The sequence below is a fragment of the Sphingorhabdus sp. genome (genome assembly GCF_050921905.1).
Classification (GTDB): Bacteria; Pseudomonadota; Alphaproteobacteria; order Sphingomonadales; family Sphingomonadaceae; genus Sphingorhabdus_B.
The window spans coordinates 539134-554456 of sequence record NZ_CP050888.1 but is presented as its reverse complement, the minus strand read 5'-3'; the positions used below and the strand labels follow the sequence as shown (position 1 = coordinate 554456).

Annotated in this window: 17 protein-coding genes and 1 tRNA gene; 10 read left to right on the top strand and 8 right to left on the bottom strand. The window is 55.6% G+C overall.

Going from position 1 to position 15323, the window contains the following annotated elements; all coding sequences use genetic code 11:
- Positions 1-48: 48 nt before the first annotated feature.
- The 3 genes from HEQ18_RS02700 to HEQ18_RS02690 all read right to left on the bottom strand — a co-directional run bounded on the left by HEQ18_RS02700 (position 49) and on the right by HEQ18_RS02690 (position 3204).
- Positions 49-1395 (bottom strand): glutamine synthetase family protein, encoded by a 1347-nt coding sequence (locus tag HEQ18_RS02700; protein ID WP_397604855.1) that lies wholly within the window; start codon positions 1393-1395, stop codon positions 49-51.
- 121 nt (positions 1396-1516) lie between these two features.
- The gene (locus HEQ18_RS02695) at positions 1517-2239 is read right to left on the bottom strand and encodes a TorF family putative porin (protein WP_432815419.1); all 723 of its coding nucleotides are present in this window, start codon (positions 2237-2239) and stop codon (positions 1517-1519) included.
- 452 nt (positions 2240-2691) lie between these two features.
- On the bottom strand, positions 2692-3204 hold the full coding sequence (locus tag HEQ18_RS02690; RefSeq protein WP_432815418.1) for an Lrp/AsnC family transcriptional regulator: 513 nt from the start codon (positions 3202-3204) through the stop codon (positions 2692-2694).
- Between the two features lie 87 nt (positions 3205-3291).
- Between HEQ18_RS02690 and ald the strand changes: the two genes are divergently transcribed.
- Entirely contained in the window at positions 3292-4419 is a 1128-nt protein-coding gene (gene ald, locus HEQ18_RS02685; protein WP_432815417.1) for an alanine dehydrogenase, read from the top strand.
- Positions 4420-4450: 31 nt separating this feature from the next.
- Complete coding sequence (locus HEQ18_RS02680; protein WP_397604858.1) at positions 4451-5467, top strand: LacI family DNA-binding transcriptional regulator; 1017 nt, start codon at positions 4451-4453, stop codon at positions 5465-5467.
- Between the two features lie 173 nt (positions 5468-5640).
- On the opposite strand, the gene acs is transcribed toward HEQ18_RS02680, so the two are convergent.
- Both acs and HEQ18_RS02670 read right to left on the bottom strand, forming a co-directional pair.
- Positions 5641-7578, bottom strand: a complete 1938-nt coding sequence (acs, locus tag HEQ18_RS02675) for an acetate--CoA ligase (RefSeq protein WP_432815416.1) — start codon at positions 7576-7578, stop codon at positions 5641-5643.
- A 312-nt stretch (positions 7579-7890) separates the two neighbouring features.
- Positions 7891-7976: transfer RNA gene (locus HEQ18_RS02670), tRNA-Tyr, on the bottom strand.
- 145 nt (positions 7977-8121) lie between these two features.
- Between HEQ18_RS02670 and rlmB the strand changes: the two genes are divergently transcribed.
- Positions 8122-8883: a 23S rRNA (guanosine(2251)-2'-O)-methyltransferase RlmB gene (gene rlmB, locus HEQ18_RS02665; protein WP_432815415.1), complete on the top strand. Its 762-nt coding sequence runs from the start codon at positions 8122-8124 to the stop codon at positions 8881-8883.
- A gap of 5 nt (positions 8884-8888) precedes the next feature.
- Positions 8889-9512: a DNA-3-methyladenine glycosylase family protein gene (locus tag HEQ18_RS02660; protein WP_432815414.1), complete on the top strand. Its 624-nt coding sequence runs from the start codon at positions 8889-8891 to the stop codon at positions 9510-9512.
- On the opposite strand, the gene HEQ18_RS02655 is transcribed toward HEQ18_RS02660, so the two are convergent.
- On the bottom strand, positions 9509-10018 hold the full coding sequence (locus HEQ18_RS02655; RefSeq protein WP_432815413.1) for a hypothetical protein: 510 nt from the start codon (positions 10016-10018) through the stop codon (positions 9509-9511). The two genes, HEQ18_RS02660 and HEQ18_RS02655, sit on opposite strands and share 4 nt — an antisense overlap.
- A gap of 118 nt (positions 10019-10136) precedes the next feature.
- Here HEQ18_RS02655 and HEQ18_RS02650 point away from each other — a divergent pair, with 118 nt between their 5' ends.
- Positions 10137-10955 (top strand): SDR family oxidoreductase, encoded by an 819-nt coding sequence (locus HEQ18_RS02650; RefSeq protein ID WP_432815412.1) that lies wholly within the window; start codon positions 10137-10139, stop codon positions 10953-10955.
- A 7-nt stretch (positions 10956-10962) separates the two neighbouring features.
- Here the strand turns inward: HEQ18_RS02650 and HEQ18_RS02645 are convergent, their stop codons facing one another.
- On the bottom strand, positions 10963-11256 hold the full coding sequence (locus tag HEQ18_RS02645) for a 4a-hydroxytetrahydrobiopterin dehydratase (protein WP_432815411.1): 294 nt from the start codon (positions 11254-11256) through the stop codon (positions 10963-10965).
- Positions 11257-11305: 49 nt separating this feature from the next.
- Here HEQ18_RS02645 and ccmA point away from each other — a divergent pair, with 49 nt between their 5' ends.
- A complete protein-coding gene (gene ccmA / locus HEQ18_RS02640) occupies positions 11306-11917 on the top strand; it encodes a heme ABC exporter ATP-binding protein CcmA (protein ID WP_432815410.1) in 612 nt (203 codons plus the stop codon).
- Positions 11914-12561: a heme exporter protein CcmB gene (locus HEQ18_RS02635; protein WP_432815409.1), complete on the top strand. Its 648-nt coding sequence runs from the start codon at positions 11914-11916 to the stop codon at positions 12559-12561. The genes ccmA and HEQ18_RS02635 overlap by 4 nt, the downstream gene beginning before the upstream one ends.
- Before the next feature lie 5 nt (positions 12562-12566).
- Here the strand turns inward: HEQ18_RS02635 and HEQ18_RS02630 are convergent, their stop codons facing one another.
- Positions 12567-13391 carry an SDR family NAD(P)-dependent oxidoreductase gene (locus tag HEQ18_RS02630; protein ID WP_432815408.1) on the bottom strand — a complete coding sequence of 275 codons (825 nt, stop codon included), beginning with the start codon at positions 13389-13391 and terminating at the stop codon, positions 12567-12569.
- A 98-nt stretch (positions 13392-13489) separates the two neighbouring features.
- Here HEQ18_RS02630 and HEQ18_RS02625 point away from each other — a divergent pair, with 98 nt between their 5' ends.
- From HEQ18_RS02625 to tsaB, 3 genes are read left to right on the top strand one after another with little or no spacing between them, the layout of a single operon-like run.
- Positions 13490-14065: a NifU family protein gene (locus tag HEQ18_RS02625; RefSeq protein ID WP_432815944.1), complete on the top strand. Its 576-nt coding sequence runs from the start codon at positions 13490-13492 to the stop codon at positions 14063-14065.
- Positions 14066-14092: 27 nt separating this feature from the next.
- A complete protein-coding gene (locus HEQ18_RS02620; RefSeq protein ID WP_432815407.1) occupies positions 14093-14683 on the top strand; it encodes a malonic semialdehyde reductase in 591 nt (196 codons plus the stop codon).
- 21 nt (positions 14684-14704) lie between these two features.
- Positions 14705-15313 carry a tRNA (adenosine(37)-N6)-threonylcarbamoyltransferase complex dimerization subunit type 1 TsaB gene (gene tsaB / locus HEQ18_RS02615; protein WP_432815406.1) on the top strand — a complete coding sequence of 203 codons (609 nt, stop codon included), beginning with the start codon at positions 14705-14707 and terminating at the stop codon, positions 15311-15313.
- Positions 15314-15323: the final 10 nt, after the last annotated feature.

Sequence of the window (15323 nt, the reverse complement as noted above, 5' to 3'; positions counted from 1 at the left end):
AGTAGTTCAGCATGACCATGAAAGAGTGATGTGCAAACGCGATTCACGTTACACCCGCAATAACAAATGCTCGCGTTCCCAGCTCGAGACCACGGACTGGTAATTGAACAATTCATAGTCCTTGACCGCGTAGAAGATGTCGAAAAACTCTTCTCCAAGCAGGTTGCGCACGGGCTTGCAGGCGCTGAACCGGTCCAAGGCCGCTTCCAACGTGCGGGGCAAGGTGCGGGCGCGGTTGTAGGCGCTGCCGGTGATCGCCTTGGCAGGCACCATCCGCTCCACCATACCAATATAGCCGCAGACCAACGACGCCGCCATCGCGAGATAGGGGTTGGAGTCTGCGCCCGGCAAGCGGTTTTCAACGCGGCGGTTGACCTTGTCCGAAATTGGCACGCGGAAACCGCAGCTTCGATTATCCTCGCCCCATTGGACGTTGATGGGCGCGGCGCTATCGGGCCGCATCCGGCGGAAGCTGTTCACATTAGGCGCCCAGAGCGGCGATATCTGCGGCATGAACTTCACGAGACCTGCTATATAACTGCGGAACAACGCACTGTCCTTACCATTGGCGTTGGAGAAGAGGTTTCTGCCAGTTTCAGCGTCAACCACCGATTGGTGGATATGCATTGCGCTGCCCGGCTGCCCGGCCATCGGGTTCGCCATGAAGGTGGCATAAACGCCATGCTGTTTGGCAACTGCGCGGACGGTGCGCTTGAACAGAAACACTTGGTCCGCCAGCTTCAACGGGTCGCCATGAATGAAGTTGACCTCAAGCTGCGCTGCACCCATTTCGTGGATCATCGTGTCGATATCGAGGCCCATCAACTCACAATCATCATAGATGTGGTCGATAATGTCCTCATATTCGTTCATCGCCTCCAACCCATAAGGCTGGCTTGCGGTTTCTGCGCGTCCGCTAGAGCCGGTAGGCGGCACTAATGGAAAGTCGGGGTCGACATTTTGGCTCACAAGGTAAAACTCGACCTCAGGCGCCATAATCGGCTTCCACCCGCGCTCGGCATACATGTTGAGTACTTTTTTCAATATCGTGCGCGGGGCGATTTCGACCTCGCTTCCGTCGCCATGCAGCACATCGGCGATCACGAAAGCAGTCGGTGATTTGAAGCCCGGCGCGACGCAGATTGTGTCGGGATCAGCGATCAAGATTTTGTCCGGATCCTTGTCCCAAATGTCCGCAATGTCTTCGGGATAATGGCCATCAATGGTGCAGATGAAAACACTGCCCGGTATGCGCAGCGATTTGTCACGGACAGATGACAGGAACTTCTTCGCAGGCAGAACCTTGCCGCGCTGCACGCCGTTAATGTCGGGGACGATGCACTCAACCTCATCGATTTTGTGCTCAGCGATCCAATTCGCAAGATTGACAGACATTGTTTTTCACCAGTTTTTTGGAATACAGATAAGCGCATGCCGGACTTGAAAGGTCAAGCCCGGCATGTATCTTTTCTATACCAGCCCGCGTTTTTGCAGGGCCGAAACGCTTAAAGCGGAATCAGAAGCCGTAGCTTACCGAGAACACAACGCCGCCTGAGCTGTCCTTGGGAGCAAATATCGTCCGACGGTTGGTGTCTACATAAGAGGCACCCAGCGTAAAACCGGAAACAGCGGCGGTCAGCCCAAGTGACCAATCAACTTTTTCGCTACCAGCAGTGAACGCGCCATCTTCTATGCCCATTGATCCGACAATCGAAATGGGCGAATTTGGCAGCGCGATGGTAGCGTTTGTGCCAAAATAGACGTTATCGTCATTGCCAGTATTATCCTGACTTGGGACATAGCTCAATTGCACACCGACGGTTGCCGGGCCAAAGGTTGAACCAAGCTTTCCAGTGAATTCAACATAGTTGAAGCTCGATACGCCCGGATAGAGATAGTAAGTCGCACCAATGTCATATGTCATGTCTTCGCCACCGGCAAAACCGGCGTAAAGGTCAACCTCCACATCGTCCCCTGCGTTTTCGGAGAGATTGGAGCCCCAAGCACCGACGTAGAGGCCGGACTCGTGCTTTACGGTCAGATATGGCTGGACTGCAAAATCCTTATCGGAAAGCGAAACGCCGCGGAACCGATAGTCAGATACAACAGCCACGCCGCCCGTCAGGGTGATTGGGCCAGCCGCTTCTTCATCTGCTTCTTGCGCGAAGGCAGGTGCCGACATTGCTATCGCGCTTATGGCGACGCTCATGCTTGCCAGCTTCAAAATGGAATTACGCATAATTTTACCCCTTCTTAGGTACGGTTGATACTAAACCGATAGCCGCGCCATGCGCCGTTATCGGCAGATGCCGTTCTCTTCCCGCTAAATCTATTTGCCCACGCAATGGTCAGATTCATTTTGCCAGCGCTTTATTGTGCAACTGCACACAAACATCAAAGCGTGCGCCAAGCAAGCAATTTTATGCCAATGTCATTGTCCTTTTTAAGCGATGTGACAAAACCGTCACAGTCACCGTCTGAGACAAGACACTGATATCAGCGAACTAGGGGCAGGACTGGATCAGAATAAAATTGCGACGACCACCACGAGCAAAATCAAACCGCCAATGCTGATACCAACTGTTCTTCCCATGGCAAATCTCCGTTTCCTGACACTGAAACAGGATTATTGCGGACAAGTTCCACCGAAATTCATAACCCAGTCGTTTTCTAAGCCATGTTATAGCTGTGTTATGTGTCAAAAAGACGCGGAGGAACGGCTCGGTTTACCACTTCGCGCAACGCAAATGCGGTTTCGATCCGCGCGACCCGGGGCAAGCGGGCAATTTCCTGCCGGTGGATGAATTCATAATCCTCGATTGATGCGGCACGCACGACCAGCAGATAATCATTCCGCCCGCTCATGAGGTGGCATCGGATGGTCGACGGACTGTTGACAACCGCCGCCTCAAACGCAGCCATCGCCTCCTCGCTTTGGCTGTCGAGGGTGATTGTAACCATCACCGTCGCCCCTAACCCCAATTTGCGTAAGTTCACGTCGGCACGATAGCCGCGCAATATGCCTTCATCTTCCAACGCTTTTTGCCGACGCGCCGCCGCGCTTGGCGACAGTCCAGCGGCATCACCCAGTTCCATCTGAGTCGCGCGGCCATTTGTCACTAACGCACCCAATAATTTACGGTCCGCCCGATCAAGTTGCATATTATTTTCATCCAACACAAGAAATACGACGAATATATGCACTAAATGTCCAGATAAGTCGAATCTTTGCGGAGTTTCGGCATCAAGACAATGCTAATCTTTATCAACTTATTTTGAGGAGCAAAAATCATGCGTGTTGGCGTCCCCAGCGAAATCAAGGTTCATGAATATCGCGTTGGCCTAACCCCCGGTGCCGTGCGCGAATATGTGGCCGCTGGTCATCAGGTGGTGGTGCAATCAGGCGCTGGCGCGGGCATCATGGCAAATGACGACGCATATCGCGCCGCCGGGGCAGAAATCGCCGCAACAGCAGAGGAAATTTTCGCGCGTTGCGACATGATCGTTAAGGTCAAGGAGCCGCAGCCAAGCGAATGGGTGCAGCTTCGTCCCGGCCAATTGCTCTTCACTTATTTGCATCTTGCACCCGATCCAGAGCAGGCAAAGGGCCTGATCGCCAGCGGATGCACCGCCATTGCGTATGAAACCGTGACCGATGATCGCGGCTCTCTGCCGCTATTGGCCCCCATGAGCGAAGTTGCCGGTCGCCTCGCGATTGAAGCCGCTGGCCAAGCCATGCGCCGCAGCGAAGGTGGCGCAGGCATATTGCTCGGCGGCGTCCCCGGCGTTCCGGCTGGCCGCGTCTCGGTATTGGGCGGAGGCGTTGTTGGCACGCATGCGGCACGGATGGCCGCTGGCCTTGGCGCGGAGGTCACCATCGTTGACCGTTCGATCCCGCGCCTGCGCCAACTCGATGAGATGTTCAACGGACGGGTACGCACACGGTATTCGACGCTTGAAACCATCGACCATGAAATCAGCATTGCCGACGCCGTCATTGGCGCAGTGCTTATTCCAGGTGCAAGCGCTCCACGCCTTGTGACCCGCGAAATGCTGAAGCGGATGAAGCCCGGTTCGGTCTTGGTCGATGTCGCTATTGACCAGGGCGGTTGCTTTGAAACATCGCGCCCCACCACGCATGCCGAACCCACCTATGTCGTTGATGGCATTATTCATTATTGCGTCGCAAATATGCCAGGTGCCGTCCCACAGACCAGCGCGGCAGCGCTGAACAACGCGACCCTGCCTTATGGCCTGGCGCTTGCGCAGAAGGGCGTTGTGGCGCTGGACAGCAGCACAGAAACCGGACGCGGCTTGCTGGCGGGTTTGAACGTGCATCAGGGTAAAGTAACCAGCCAAGCCGTTGCAGAAAGTCTCAACCTTGCATTTGTTGCGCCCGAAACGGCCCTCACTGCGTGACTTGAACGCTTGCCAGTGCTAAACACACTGCATGGGTAAAGAGGGACGAATTACCGCACATCAAATTGCGGCCATGCTTGGGGTATCGCAGCCCACGGTATCACGTGCCTTGCGCGGGGATAAGAAAGTCAATGAAACCACGCGTGCGCGCATCGTCGCGCTCGCAAACGAACTCAATTACTCGGTTGACCACAACGCCCTTCGCCTGCGCACGCAGCAGACATATTCGATCGCACTTGTCATCCTGTGTCGGCAGGGTGAAAATAGAGCGCGTATAAACCCTTTTTATCTGTCTTTATTGGGCTGCATCGCGGCATCAGCTGCGGAACGCGGCTATAATCTCATCATCTCATTTCAGGATTCCCCAGCAAATTTCTTTGCCAATTACACCGGCAGCCGACAGGCCGATGGCCTCATCGTCATTGGCAGCGGTCAGAATATCGCAGGTTGGCAGTTTTTCGGCGAATATGCCCGGCACAAAACGCCGATGATCTGCTGGGGCGCCAGCAAAGAAGACCTGATTTCGATCAAAAGCGACAATGTGCAAGGCGCACGACTGGCCATTGACCATTTGTTGCAACAGGGGTGTAAACATATTGCCTATATTGGTCCCACCCATAGCGAGCAGCCCCAGTTTCAGGACCGGCTGACAACCTATATGGCGCACATGTCGGCTAAGGCTATGCAGCCCATTTGCCCACCGCTCCCCGAAAACGCCGTGCGTGAAGACCAAGGTTATGCCGCAGTCCAGGGCCTCATCCGCGACAAAATTGCGTTCGACGGCTTGTTCTGTGCGAATGATTTTATCGCGCTGGGTGCCATGCGCGCCCTGGACGAGCATGCTATTGCCGTAGGCAAGGATGTGCGCGTCATCGGGTTTGATGGAATCGCGATGGGCGCTTATGCGCAGCCGCCGCTGACAACGATTGAGCAGGATTATGTGCAAGCAGGCGAAATGCTAGTCGAAGCATTAATCGCCGCGCTCAAAGGCGAAGCGCCTAGCATCGCCCCAGTTCCTGTCAGGCTGCTCACACGCGGAACAGCCTAAAGCCGGGGTAATTTAGGCGGCGCACGCTCCCTCGAAGATACAGGCTACAAAGCCTTCAGGGTCATCCTCTTAAATAAAATGTCCGTCATGCACGCTGCGGAGGTATCGTCCGTCAAAATGCTGAACGCGGCGCATGTGGTCCCGGGTCAATTCTGCGATCAGCATGTTGCCCGTCATGCGGCGGAGGACCTTGATTGCACCAGATTGTCCACGACCGACGGATCTGCGAGGGTCGAGATATCTCCTAAATTTGACACATCCCCTTCGGCAATCTTGCGTAATATCCGGCGCATGATTTTTCCGGAGCGGGTTTTTGGTAAACCCGGCGCAAAATGGATGACATCTGGCGTTGCGATCGGGCCGATTTCATGGCGCACCCATTTGATGAGGTCAGCCCGTATGTCCGCTGACTCCACCTCATTCACATTGAGCGTAACATAAGCGTAAATGCCCTGCCCTTTAATGTCGTGCGGGAAGCCGACAACCGCCGCCTCAGCGACTTTGGCATGGGCAACGAGAGCGCTTTCGACTTCGGCAGTGCCCATGCGGTGGCCCGAAACATTGATCACGTCGTCAACCCGTCCCGTAATCCAATAATCACCGTCCGCATCTCGCCTACATCCATCGCCAGTGAAATATTTACCGGGATAGGTGGTGAAATAGGTTTGGAAAAACCGTTCATGATCACCCCACACAGTCCGCATCTGACCCGGCCAGCTATCGACGATACACAAATTGCCATCGGTCGCGCCTTCCAGCAATGTGCCGTCGCCGTCGACAAGCACCGGTTGCACGCCGAACATCGGCTTTGACGCTGCGCCCGGTTTCAACGCGTGCGCGCCCGGTAAAGGTGTCATCATAGTCGCGCCTGTTTCGGTCTGCCAATAGGTGTCTACGATGGGGCAGCGACCTTCGCCGACCACATGATAATACCATTCCCATGCCTCAGGATTTATTGGCTCCCCGACCGATCCCAGCAAACGCAGCGAACTGCGGGAGGTTTTCTTCACCCAAGCATCGCCTTCACGCATGAGTGATCGCAGGGCCGTGGGCGCACCGTAGAAAATATTGACCTGATGGCGGTCAACAATTTGCCAGAACCGGCTGTGGTCAGAATAATTGGGCACCCCTTCAAACATAACGGTCGTCGCACCATTGGCGAGCGGGCCATACACGACATAGCTATGGCCCGTGACCCAGCCAATGTCGGCGGCACACCAATATATTTCGCCCGGCGTATAGTTGAACACATAATGATGCGTCATCGCTGCCCACACCAGATACCCGCCGGTTGTGTGCAACACGCCCTTTGGTTTTCCGGTGGACCCCGACGTGTATAATATGAACAGCGGGTCTTCTGCGCCCATGATTTCGGGCGCGCAATCGCTAGGGACACCCATGCGGACATCATGATACCAGACATCGCGCACCCCCTGCATGACGATGTCATTTCCGACATGGCGCACCACAAGGCACGCCTTGACCGACGCGCAATGCGTTAGCGCTGCATCCACATTCTGCTTCAACGGCACCAGCTTGCCGCCACGCATGCCGGCATCGGCTGTGATGACAATATTGGAATCGCAATCCTGAATGCGCCCCGCAAGCGCTTCAGGCGAAAAGCCGCCAAATACGATAGAATGGATTGCCCCAATGCGCGTGCAGGCGAGCATGGCCATCGCGGCTTCGGGAATCATCGGCATATAGATGGTGATGCGGTCGCCCTTTTGTGCGCCTAAAGCCTTCAAGGCGTTGGCCATCAGGCATACTTCGGCATGCAGCTCGCCAAAAGTGATCCGCCGTTGCTGCGACGGATCATCGCCTTCCCAAATGATGGCGATGTCATCTTTGCGTTCGGGCAAATGGCGATCAATGCAGTTGGCAGAGACGTTCAACGCGCCATCCTCAAACCATTTGATGCCGAAATCAGCTTCGTGAAAACTGATATTCTTCACTTTGGTAAAGGGCGTCATCCAGTCGAGGCGCTTGGCCTCTTGTCGCCAGAAGCTATCCGGATCACTGACCGATTGGGCATAAGCAGCGTTGTAACCGTCTGCCGTGACAAACGCCTTTTTCTTCCAATCATCCGAAACAGGATAAATTTCCGACATTTTGCCTTCTCCCTAAAATTGCCATGTCTACGTCAGCATAATGCCGCCTGCACCCATCTGCACCCCCGAATTAAGTCGAACACAGACGCATCGCGAAATACGCCCAAAGTCTAACTATCCGCAACGGCAAAGTCGGGCGGCTATGCCGGACGAAGATACGAAGTTTGCCAGAAAGCTGTTCGTAAACAAATAGTTAGTTCAAATTGGTTCGACGCTAATTATATGTCGGGATCAAAAGCGAAGAAAGATAGCGATAGCGAAAAGACATATTCGTGGCCGCAGCGAATGCAACAAATCTCGGCAACGAGTAATTGGTGGACAGGGCTGGATTCGAACCAGCGTACGGAAAACCGGGCAGATTTACAGTCTGCTGCCTTTAACCACTCGGCCACCTGTCCACATCTTCGTGCGGGGCATCATGTGTTTGCATGAGGGCCGGCCCCGCGGAAGAAGCAGCGCAATGGCGAAACGGCCCTTGCCTGTCAATGCCTCAAGTGGGAAAGGGCATCAGAAGCTTCTCTTTTTCATGCACAGGTACATATAATGTCTTCACATAAGAGCCACCGACGCCGTGGCGCCGCCGTTACCAGTGGTAATCCCAAATTTTACGGACGCCACGCCGTTTATGCCGCGCTCGACAATCCCGAACGCCGCTTTATCAATTTGTGGGGCACGCGGGAGGAAATCGGCAAGATTGTCGTGCCTGATGGCCTGACGGTGCAATATGCCGAAGTGAACGATCTGGCGCGTTTCGTCCCGAAAGACGCGCCGCATCAGGGCCTGGTGCTTGAGGTTGCGCCGCTGGAGGAGGTTTGGCTGACCGATGCACTTGCGTTGCCGAATGACGATAACCGGCCGTTGCTGATTCTCGACCAAGTCACCGATCCGCACAATGTCGGCGCGATATTCCGGACAGCGGCGGCCTTTGATGCGGTGGCTGTTGTGACGCAAGACCGGCACGCGCCTCCCGAATCGGGCGCATTGGCAAAAGCCGCGTCGGGCGGGCTGGAAATTACGCCATGGGTGCGGGTGGTTAATCTGGCGCGTGCGCTGGAGGAGATTGCAGAGGCTGGATATTGGCGAATCGGCCTTTCCGGCCATGCAGAGGTGACGCTGGATCAGGCGCTGACACCGGGACGCAATGCACTGGTGCTGGGCGCGGAAGGCGACGGCATGCGGCACAATATTGAGGAGCATTGCGACCAATTGGCGAAATTGCCAATCAGCGCCCAGATGGAGTCGCTGAACGTGTCCAACGCCGCAGCCATCGCCTTATACGCAGCCACCGTCCGCCGCGGCGCATAAGCCGCATGGGCATTCCGACGAAAAAACTGCATGCCGCGCTTGATATGCTGGCCGCGATTGAGCCCGGCATTGCTGAGGCCATCATGGTCACAGGCTATCCTGACGAACGGATAAGTCAGCGGGGATACACCACCTTGCTGCGCACGATTGTCGGACAACAGGTCAGCGTCGCGGCGGCGGCATCGGTCTGGAACAAGCTGGAGGCGCAACTGGGCGCGGATTGCCCGCCCGAACAGTTGCTGGCGCAGGATTTCGATGCGTTGCGGGCCTGCGGCCTTAGTCGGCAGAAACAGGGCTATGCGCGGTCCCTGGCGGAGCTTGTGATTTCAGGCGCATTGCCGCTCGATGCCCTGCCCGATGATGATGAGGAGGCGATTGCCTATCTTACGCAGGTCAAGGGCATTGGCCGCTGGTCAGCAGAGATATATTTGCTGTTTGCCGAGGGCCGCACCGACATTTGGCCAGCGGGCGACCTTGCGGTGCAAGAGGGCGTCGGGCGTTTGCTAAAGCTGGACGTGCGGCCCTCGGAAAAAGAAATCCGCGTCATCGCCGAACGCTGGCGTCCACATCGCGGGGCCGCAGCGATTTTCACATGGCATATCTATGCCAAGGGATTTCAGGCAATTTAGGGCTTAAGGCCTTTGTTCAGGCCCATGACCTCGATCAGAAACGTCTTTGGCTTTTTGAAATAGCGGCTTTGTCGGTTAACACTCAGGCCAAGCAACGCCGCAGCCTCCATCGCAAAATGCGCGCAATTGCGTCGCCCCAAATGGTAACTTTTGCCAGGCAGATTGCGCCATTTTTCAACGAAGGCCATAAACCGCATATACTCGGCATCCGATAACTGCACGGAGAAATGCGGCTGGCTAGCTGCGACATAATGCGCGCGCCTCGTTTCGACGATGCCCTTGACTGATCCCATCAATATGGCGGGAGATACGTTGACAGCGGTGAAGCCATAATTGGTGTCAACCGCCTCGCCCGTTGAATCAACCTTGCCTTTCAACCTCACAAAGGCGTGCGGAAAATTTTCGCCGAAATCATGGCTGTAAAAAGTTGCGACCACTTCGGCACGCACGGACGCGGGAAACTGGCTTAAAATGGCGAAAATCAGAAGTACGCAATAGCGAAACATAGACGCTCCATAGATATTCAAGATGTATCCGCCCATGACCGCGCTTGCAATAATCAGTTGACGTTTTGGGCAAATTGATGTCGCTGACAGCCATGTGAGTAAGAGAGGAAGCATCATTATGTCAGCAGCACAAAAAAGCATTTTCATTACAGGCGCCGCGTCCGGCCTTGGCCGCGAAGTCGCGCGGTATTTTGCAAATGTGGGTTGGTTTGTAGGTCTGGCGGATATTGATGAAAAAGGTTTGGACGAAACCGCCGCCTTGTTATCAAAGGGCCAATATTCGCTGCACAAGTTGGATGTCACCGACCGCGCGCAATGGAAAAAGGCAGTTGCCGAATTTGCCAAGCACACCAACGGCCATATGACCGTTTTGTTCAACAATGCAGGGATAGGCGCTGGCGGCCCGATCCAGGACATGACCGACGAAGATATTGACCGCATGATCGCGATCAACCTGACGGGCGTGATCAGCGGCACGCGGGCCTGTTTCGACCTGCTGAAGAACACGCCAGACGCATGCGTGCTCTACACCAGTTCTGCTGCGGGTATTTACGGGTCGGCGGGCTTAAGCGTCTATAGCGCCACCAAATTCGCGGTACGTGGGCTTGCCGAGGCGCATGACATTGAATGGCGTCCATATGGCATAAAAGCCCGCAGCCTGATGCCCGGATTCATCGATACCAACATCATCGGCAATGTCGACACCAGTAGCAACATGACTGGCAAGGAAAGACTTCAGTCAGCGGGTGTTGAAGTCAGCCCCGTTTCAATCATTGGCCCTGCGGCGTGGGAAGCCATTCACGGCGACAAGGTGCATACGCCAGTCAACAAACTGGCGAAGCAACTTGCCTTTTTCGCGCGCTGGTTTCCGAACCGTTTGCGCAAGCAATTGGGCCTATTGGGCGAAATTGGCGACATTGTGCATACGAAGCCGTGATTGCAGCCTAAGCCGTAATCGCGTCGATTTTGCCGGCAAGGTCAATATCGCGTTGCGACAGGCCATCCGCATCATGGGTGGTCAGCAAAATTTCGACGCGGTTATATACGTTGAACCATTCGGGATGATGGTCCGCTTTTTCGGCCAAAATCGCGACGCGAGTCATGAAACCGAATGCCTCGGCAAAGTCGGCAAAGCGCAAATTGCGGCGGATACCCTTGGCATCCGCGTCATACGTCCATTGCGGCAGTTGCCGCATTGCGGCATCGCGGACGGCGTCATCCAGTCTTGAAACGTGCATATCCTAATCCTGCTTTTGCAATTGAACGAATATCTGCCTAAGTCGCGATATGTCCTCGCGTCAAGCATCCTCGCCATCGCTTAGCCTTGACAATGTCGCGGTCATGCGCGGCAACCGCATATTGCTGCGCGGTCTATCGGTCGCGGCGCGCCCAGGTGACGTCATCTGGATCAGGGGCGCCAATGGATGTGGGAAGTCCAGTTTGCTCCGCCTTGTCGCCGGATTGCTGACGGTGATGTCGGGGACGATCGAATCCGAAGGTCGCATGGCGCTTGCGGACGAGAATATGGCGCTGGATGCCAATGTGACAGTGGAGGCCGCACTCCGTTTTTGGGCAGACTTGGACGGCGCATCCGCCGACGCACGTCACGCGGCCTTAACCGATATGGATTTGCAAAACCTCGTTCATATCCCGGTCCGCTTTCTCTCGACGGGACAACGCAAGCGTGCCAGCATCGCGCGCGTCCTTGCGTCCAATGCAGATATTTGGTTGATGGATGAGCCCTATAATGGCCTCGACAGTGCAAGCTGCGCGCGTCTTGATCAGGCAATTATTGCCCGTGTGGCTTCGGGCGGGATCGTCCTTGTCGCCGCGCATCAACCGCCATCCATCAATGTCGCACATAGTTTAATACTCGACAGCCAAGGCGTTGCCGTATGAAGGCCTTTATTGCTCTGGTCGCCCGTGAGGTGCGCTTGGCATGGACAGGCGGCGGTCTTTGGCTTCCCGTGGTGTTTTATCTCGCCGTGGCCACATTATTCCCCTTTGTGACGGGGCCTGATAAGGCATTGCTCGCGCGGACTGGCGGCGGCATTTTGTGGATCGCTGCACTGTTGGCGACGCTGCTTCCCATTGAACGGCTGATTTTGCCCGACCGGCAATCCGGCGTGCTGGATCAGCTTGCCCTGCGCGGTTGGTCCGATGAACTTGTCGCGACCGCCAAAATCGCAGGGCAAATTGTCGCTTTCGCTTTGCCACTGCTTTTGGCGACAATATTCGGCTCTGCGCTCATCGGCTTGCCGGAAGCGCAATTGGGCACTTTGATCCTTGGCCTTGCGTTGGCTTTGCCTGCCTTGTCTGGCCTGTCCGTAATGATCGCGGCACTCACCGCTGGCCTAAGCGGTGCGAGCGCGCTTGGCGGGTTATTGTTGGTGCCCATCACCATACCGTTACTCATCTTCGGCGCAGGCACCCTCGCCGAAGATCCCGGTAACGCGATGCAGTTGCTCGCGGCAACATCATTGGCGATAACGGCGCTGTCCCCCTTTGCCGCAGGCGCCGCCCTGCGCGCGGGCAGAACTTAGGGTCTCTATTGCGCGGATATTTTCCGGGCATAGCCGTCCGCAACCATCGCCTCGACCATATCAAACAGCTTTTCCGGGTCCTGCGCGCGCAAAATAGGGATGTTGGCCTCCATCCCCTCGGCGATAACAATTTCGCGTTTGCCAGTCTGCACAGCCTCCCAAATGCGGCTTGCGACCTTATCCGGGTCAATACCATTGTCGATCGCCGCGTCACTGATGCCGCGCACGGAGCCATCGGCGTTGAGCGCATTGCGTGAGACATTGGTTTTGACGGAACCGGGCGCGACAACAAGGACTTTTACACCCTGCCCCGCCACTTCGCTGCGCAGCGCGTCGGCATAGCCGATCAAGCCATGTTTCGCCGCGCAATACGCCGTGCGCATAGGGATTCCCGCCTTGCCCGCCACGCTGGAGATCATCACAATCTGCCCACTGCGGCGCGCGACCATGTGCGATAGCAAGGCCTGAGTCAGCGCAATGGGCGCGAGCAGGTCGACATCGACAATCCGCTGATAAACCGAAAAATCGGTATCCAATGCTAGCGACCGTTGGGAGATGCCCGCATTGTTGACCAGCACATCGACATAGCCCTGAAACGCGATAGCTTCGGCCGCTTTACTGGCCAAGCTAGTATAATCCACCTTGTCGAATGGCAAAATCAAACAGCGTTCCGCTGCGTCTGTTTCCGTTGCAACGCGCCGCAGTTCATCAACATTGCGACCTGACAATATGGCATATCCGCCGCTGGCAACAAACGCCTTGGCCAAGGCTTCACCAATGCCCGACGATGCCCCTGTGATCCACGCGGTTTTGCTAGGTTGATCTGTCAATTGTGCTCTCCTTATCCCCCCTTTCCGTCAACGTAGGCTTGGCCGCTGTCAAGACATTCTGGCTTGCACTTTGTCGGCGAGCGCACCACATGCGGGATATGCTTATAGAAACCGAACTGACACCCAACCCTTCCACCATCAAATTCCTGCCCGGCCGTGCGGTCATGGACACAGGAACGCGCGACTTTGCTTCGCCCGAAGAGGCCGAAGCCTCTCCCTTGGCGGAAGCACTCTTCGCGCTTGGCGATGTGACAGGCGTGTTTTTCGGGCATTCCTTTATTTCCGTGACGGCAGCATCCGGCGTTGAGTGGGCAAAGCTTAAGCCCGACGTGCTTGGCATATTGTTGGACCATTTCAGCGCCAACATGCCTTTGTTCAAACCAGCTACCGCTGGCTTCTCGGTGCCGTCGGGTGAAGCAGACTATCCGTTGGATGACCCTGCCGATGCCGATATCGTTGACCAAATCAAGGATTTGATCGAAACCCGCGTCCGCCCTGCGGTCGCCAATGATGGCGGCGACATCATCTATCGGGGTTTCCAGAAAGGCGTCGTTTTCCTGCAAATGCAGGGTGCGTGTGCCGGGTGCCCATCTTCATCCGCCACGCTGAAAAACGGGATCGAACAATTGCTGAAGCATTATGTGCCTGAAGTGACTGAAGTGCGCGCCGCATAAAAATCAAATATTGCGAAGGTAGATATCATGTCAAAAGCTTTGAACGACGTTGCCCTTGATCAGCTTTTTCGTGAAGCGCGCAGCTATAATGGCTATCTGGATACGCCAGTGTCGCCCTTACAGTTGGAACAGATTTGGGACCTGATGAAATTTGGTCCGACATCGGCCAATTGCCTGCCTGCGCGGATCATTTGGTGCAGCAGCGAAGACGCAAAGCAAAAACTTGCCGCTTTCTGCATACCAAGCAACGGCGAGAAAATCCTTCAGGCACCGGTGACCGCGATTATCGGAATGGACCTCGAATTCTACGAAAATCTGCCTGATTTATTCCCGCATACCGACGCGCGAAGCTGGTTTGTCGGCAATGATGAGCTGATAGAAAAAACCGCCTTCCGCAACAGCAGCTTGCAGGGAGCATATTTCATGCTCGCGGCGCGCGCACTTGGACTTGATACAGGGCCAATGTCGGGATTCAACAACGCAGCCGTGGACGAGGCATTTTTTGTCGGCACTAAAGTGCAATCAAACTTCATTTGCACCTTGGGCTATGGCGACAAAGCGAGCACTTTCGAACGCAGCCCAAGGCCAGCGTTTGACCGCTTCAACAGCATCCTCTGATCAAGCGGCCAACAAATAGTCATGCGGACATTGGTCATCGATACAGCGACACGGGCGTGCTCGGTCGCCTTGTTCGATGACGACCATGTTATCGCGGCGGAGCATGAAGTCATTGGCCGCGGCCATGCCGAACGCTTGCTTCCCCTCATCGCTGCACTGCCCGGCAACGGCAAAGCGGACCAGGTGATGGTCAATGTCGGACCGGGCAGTTTTACAGGTATTCGTGTCGGCGTAGCCGCCGCAAAGGCTTTAGGCCTGGCATGGCATATTGATGTATCTGGTTATGGTTGCCTTGCTTTGGTGGCGGCGATGGGGCGTTCAAAGCTGCCCAAAGCCGCGGCGATAGACGTTGTCATGACTGGCGGCCATGGCGAGTATTTCTTTGAGGCTTTTGATGCGCTTGGGCATTCGCGTGCGCCTGTGCGCTCCGTCATACCGGCAGATCTGCTTAGCCTTGCCACGGCCACTGTGGTGGCAGGCGACATTGATCTCCAACGCGCCGATCGCCATTGGCTGGAGCTACTACCCGATGCGCGCCATTGGACGCATTTGCGGGCCGACCATCCGCTTACGGCAACGCCCATCTACGGCAGAGCGCCAGACGCAAAGCCCGCAGTCCTCCCAAAATGATTCGGGTCGT

Excerpts from the sequence above, each read along its gene's own strand:
- HEQ18_RS02700 (WP_397604855.1), bottom strand. The coding sequence starts at position 1,395 with ATGTCTGTCAATCTTGCGAATTGGATCGCTGAGCACAAAATCGATGAG.
- HEQ18_RS02695 (WP_432815419.1), bottom strand. The coding sequence starts at position 2,239 with ATGCGTAATTCCATTTTGAAGCTGGCAAGCATGAGCGTCGCCATAAGC.
- ald (WP_432815417.1), top strand. The coding sequence starts at position 3,292 with ATGCGTGTTGGCGTCCCCAGCGAAATCAAGGTTCATGAATATCGCGTT.
- HEQ18_RS02680 (WP_397604858.1), top strand. The coding sequence starts at position 4,451 with ATGGGTAAAGAGGGACGAATTACCGCACATCAAATTGCGGCCATGCTT.
- acs (WP_432815416.1), bottom strand. The coding sequence starts at position 7,578 with ATGTCGGAAATTTATCCTGTTTCGGATGATTGGAAGAAAAAGGCGTTT.
- rlmB (WP_432815415.1), top strand. The coding sequence starts at position 8,122 with ATGTCTTCACATAAGAGCCACCGACGCCGTGGCGCCGCCGTTACCAGT.
- HEQ18_RS02660 (WP_432815414.1), top strand. The coding sequence starts at position 8,889 with ATGGGCATTCCGACGAAAAAACTGCATGCCGCGCTTGATATGCTGGCC.
- HEQ18_RS02655 (WP_432815413.1), bottom strand. The coding sequence starts at position 10,018 with ATGTTTCGCTATTGCGTACTTCTGATTTTCGCCATTTTAAGCCAGTTT.
- HEQ18_RS02650 (WP_432815412.1), top strand. The coding sequence starts at position 10,137 with ATGTCAGCAGCACAAAAAAGCATTTTCATTACAGGCGCCGCGTCCGGC.
- HEQ18_RS02645 (WP_432815411.1), bottom strand. The coding sequence starts at position 11,256 with ATGCACGTTTCAAGACTGGATGACGCCGTCCGCGATGCCGCAATGCGG.
- ccmA (WP_432815410.1), top strand. The coding sequence starts at position 11,306 with ATGTCCTCGCGTCAAGCATCCTCGCCATCGCTTAGCCTTGACAATGTC.
- HEQ18_RS02635 (WP_432815409.1), top strand. The coding sequence starts at position 11,914 with ATGAAGGCCTTTATTGCTCTGGTCGCCCGTGAGGTGCGCTTGGCATGG.
- HEQ18_RS02625 (WP_432815944.1), top strand. The coding sequence starts at position 13,490 with ATGCTTATAGAAACCGAACTGACACCCAACCCTTCCACCATCAAATTC.
- HEQ18_RS02620 (WP_432815407.1), top strand. The coding sequence starts at position 14,093 with ATGTCAAAAGCTTTGAACGACGTTGCCCTTGATCAGCTTTTTCGTGAA.
- tsaB (WP_432815406.1), top strand. The coding sequence starts at position 14,705 with ATGCGGACATTGGTCATCGATACAGCGACACGGGCGTGCTCGGTCGCC.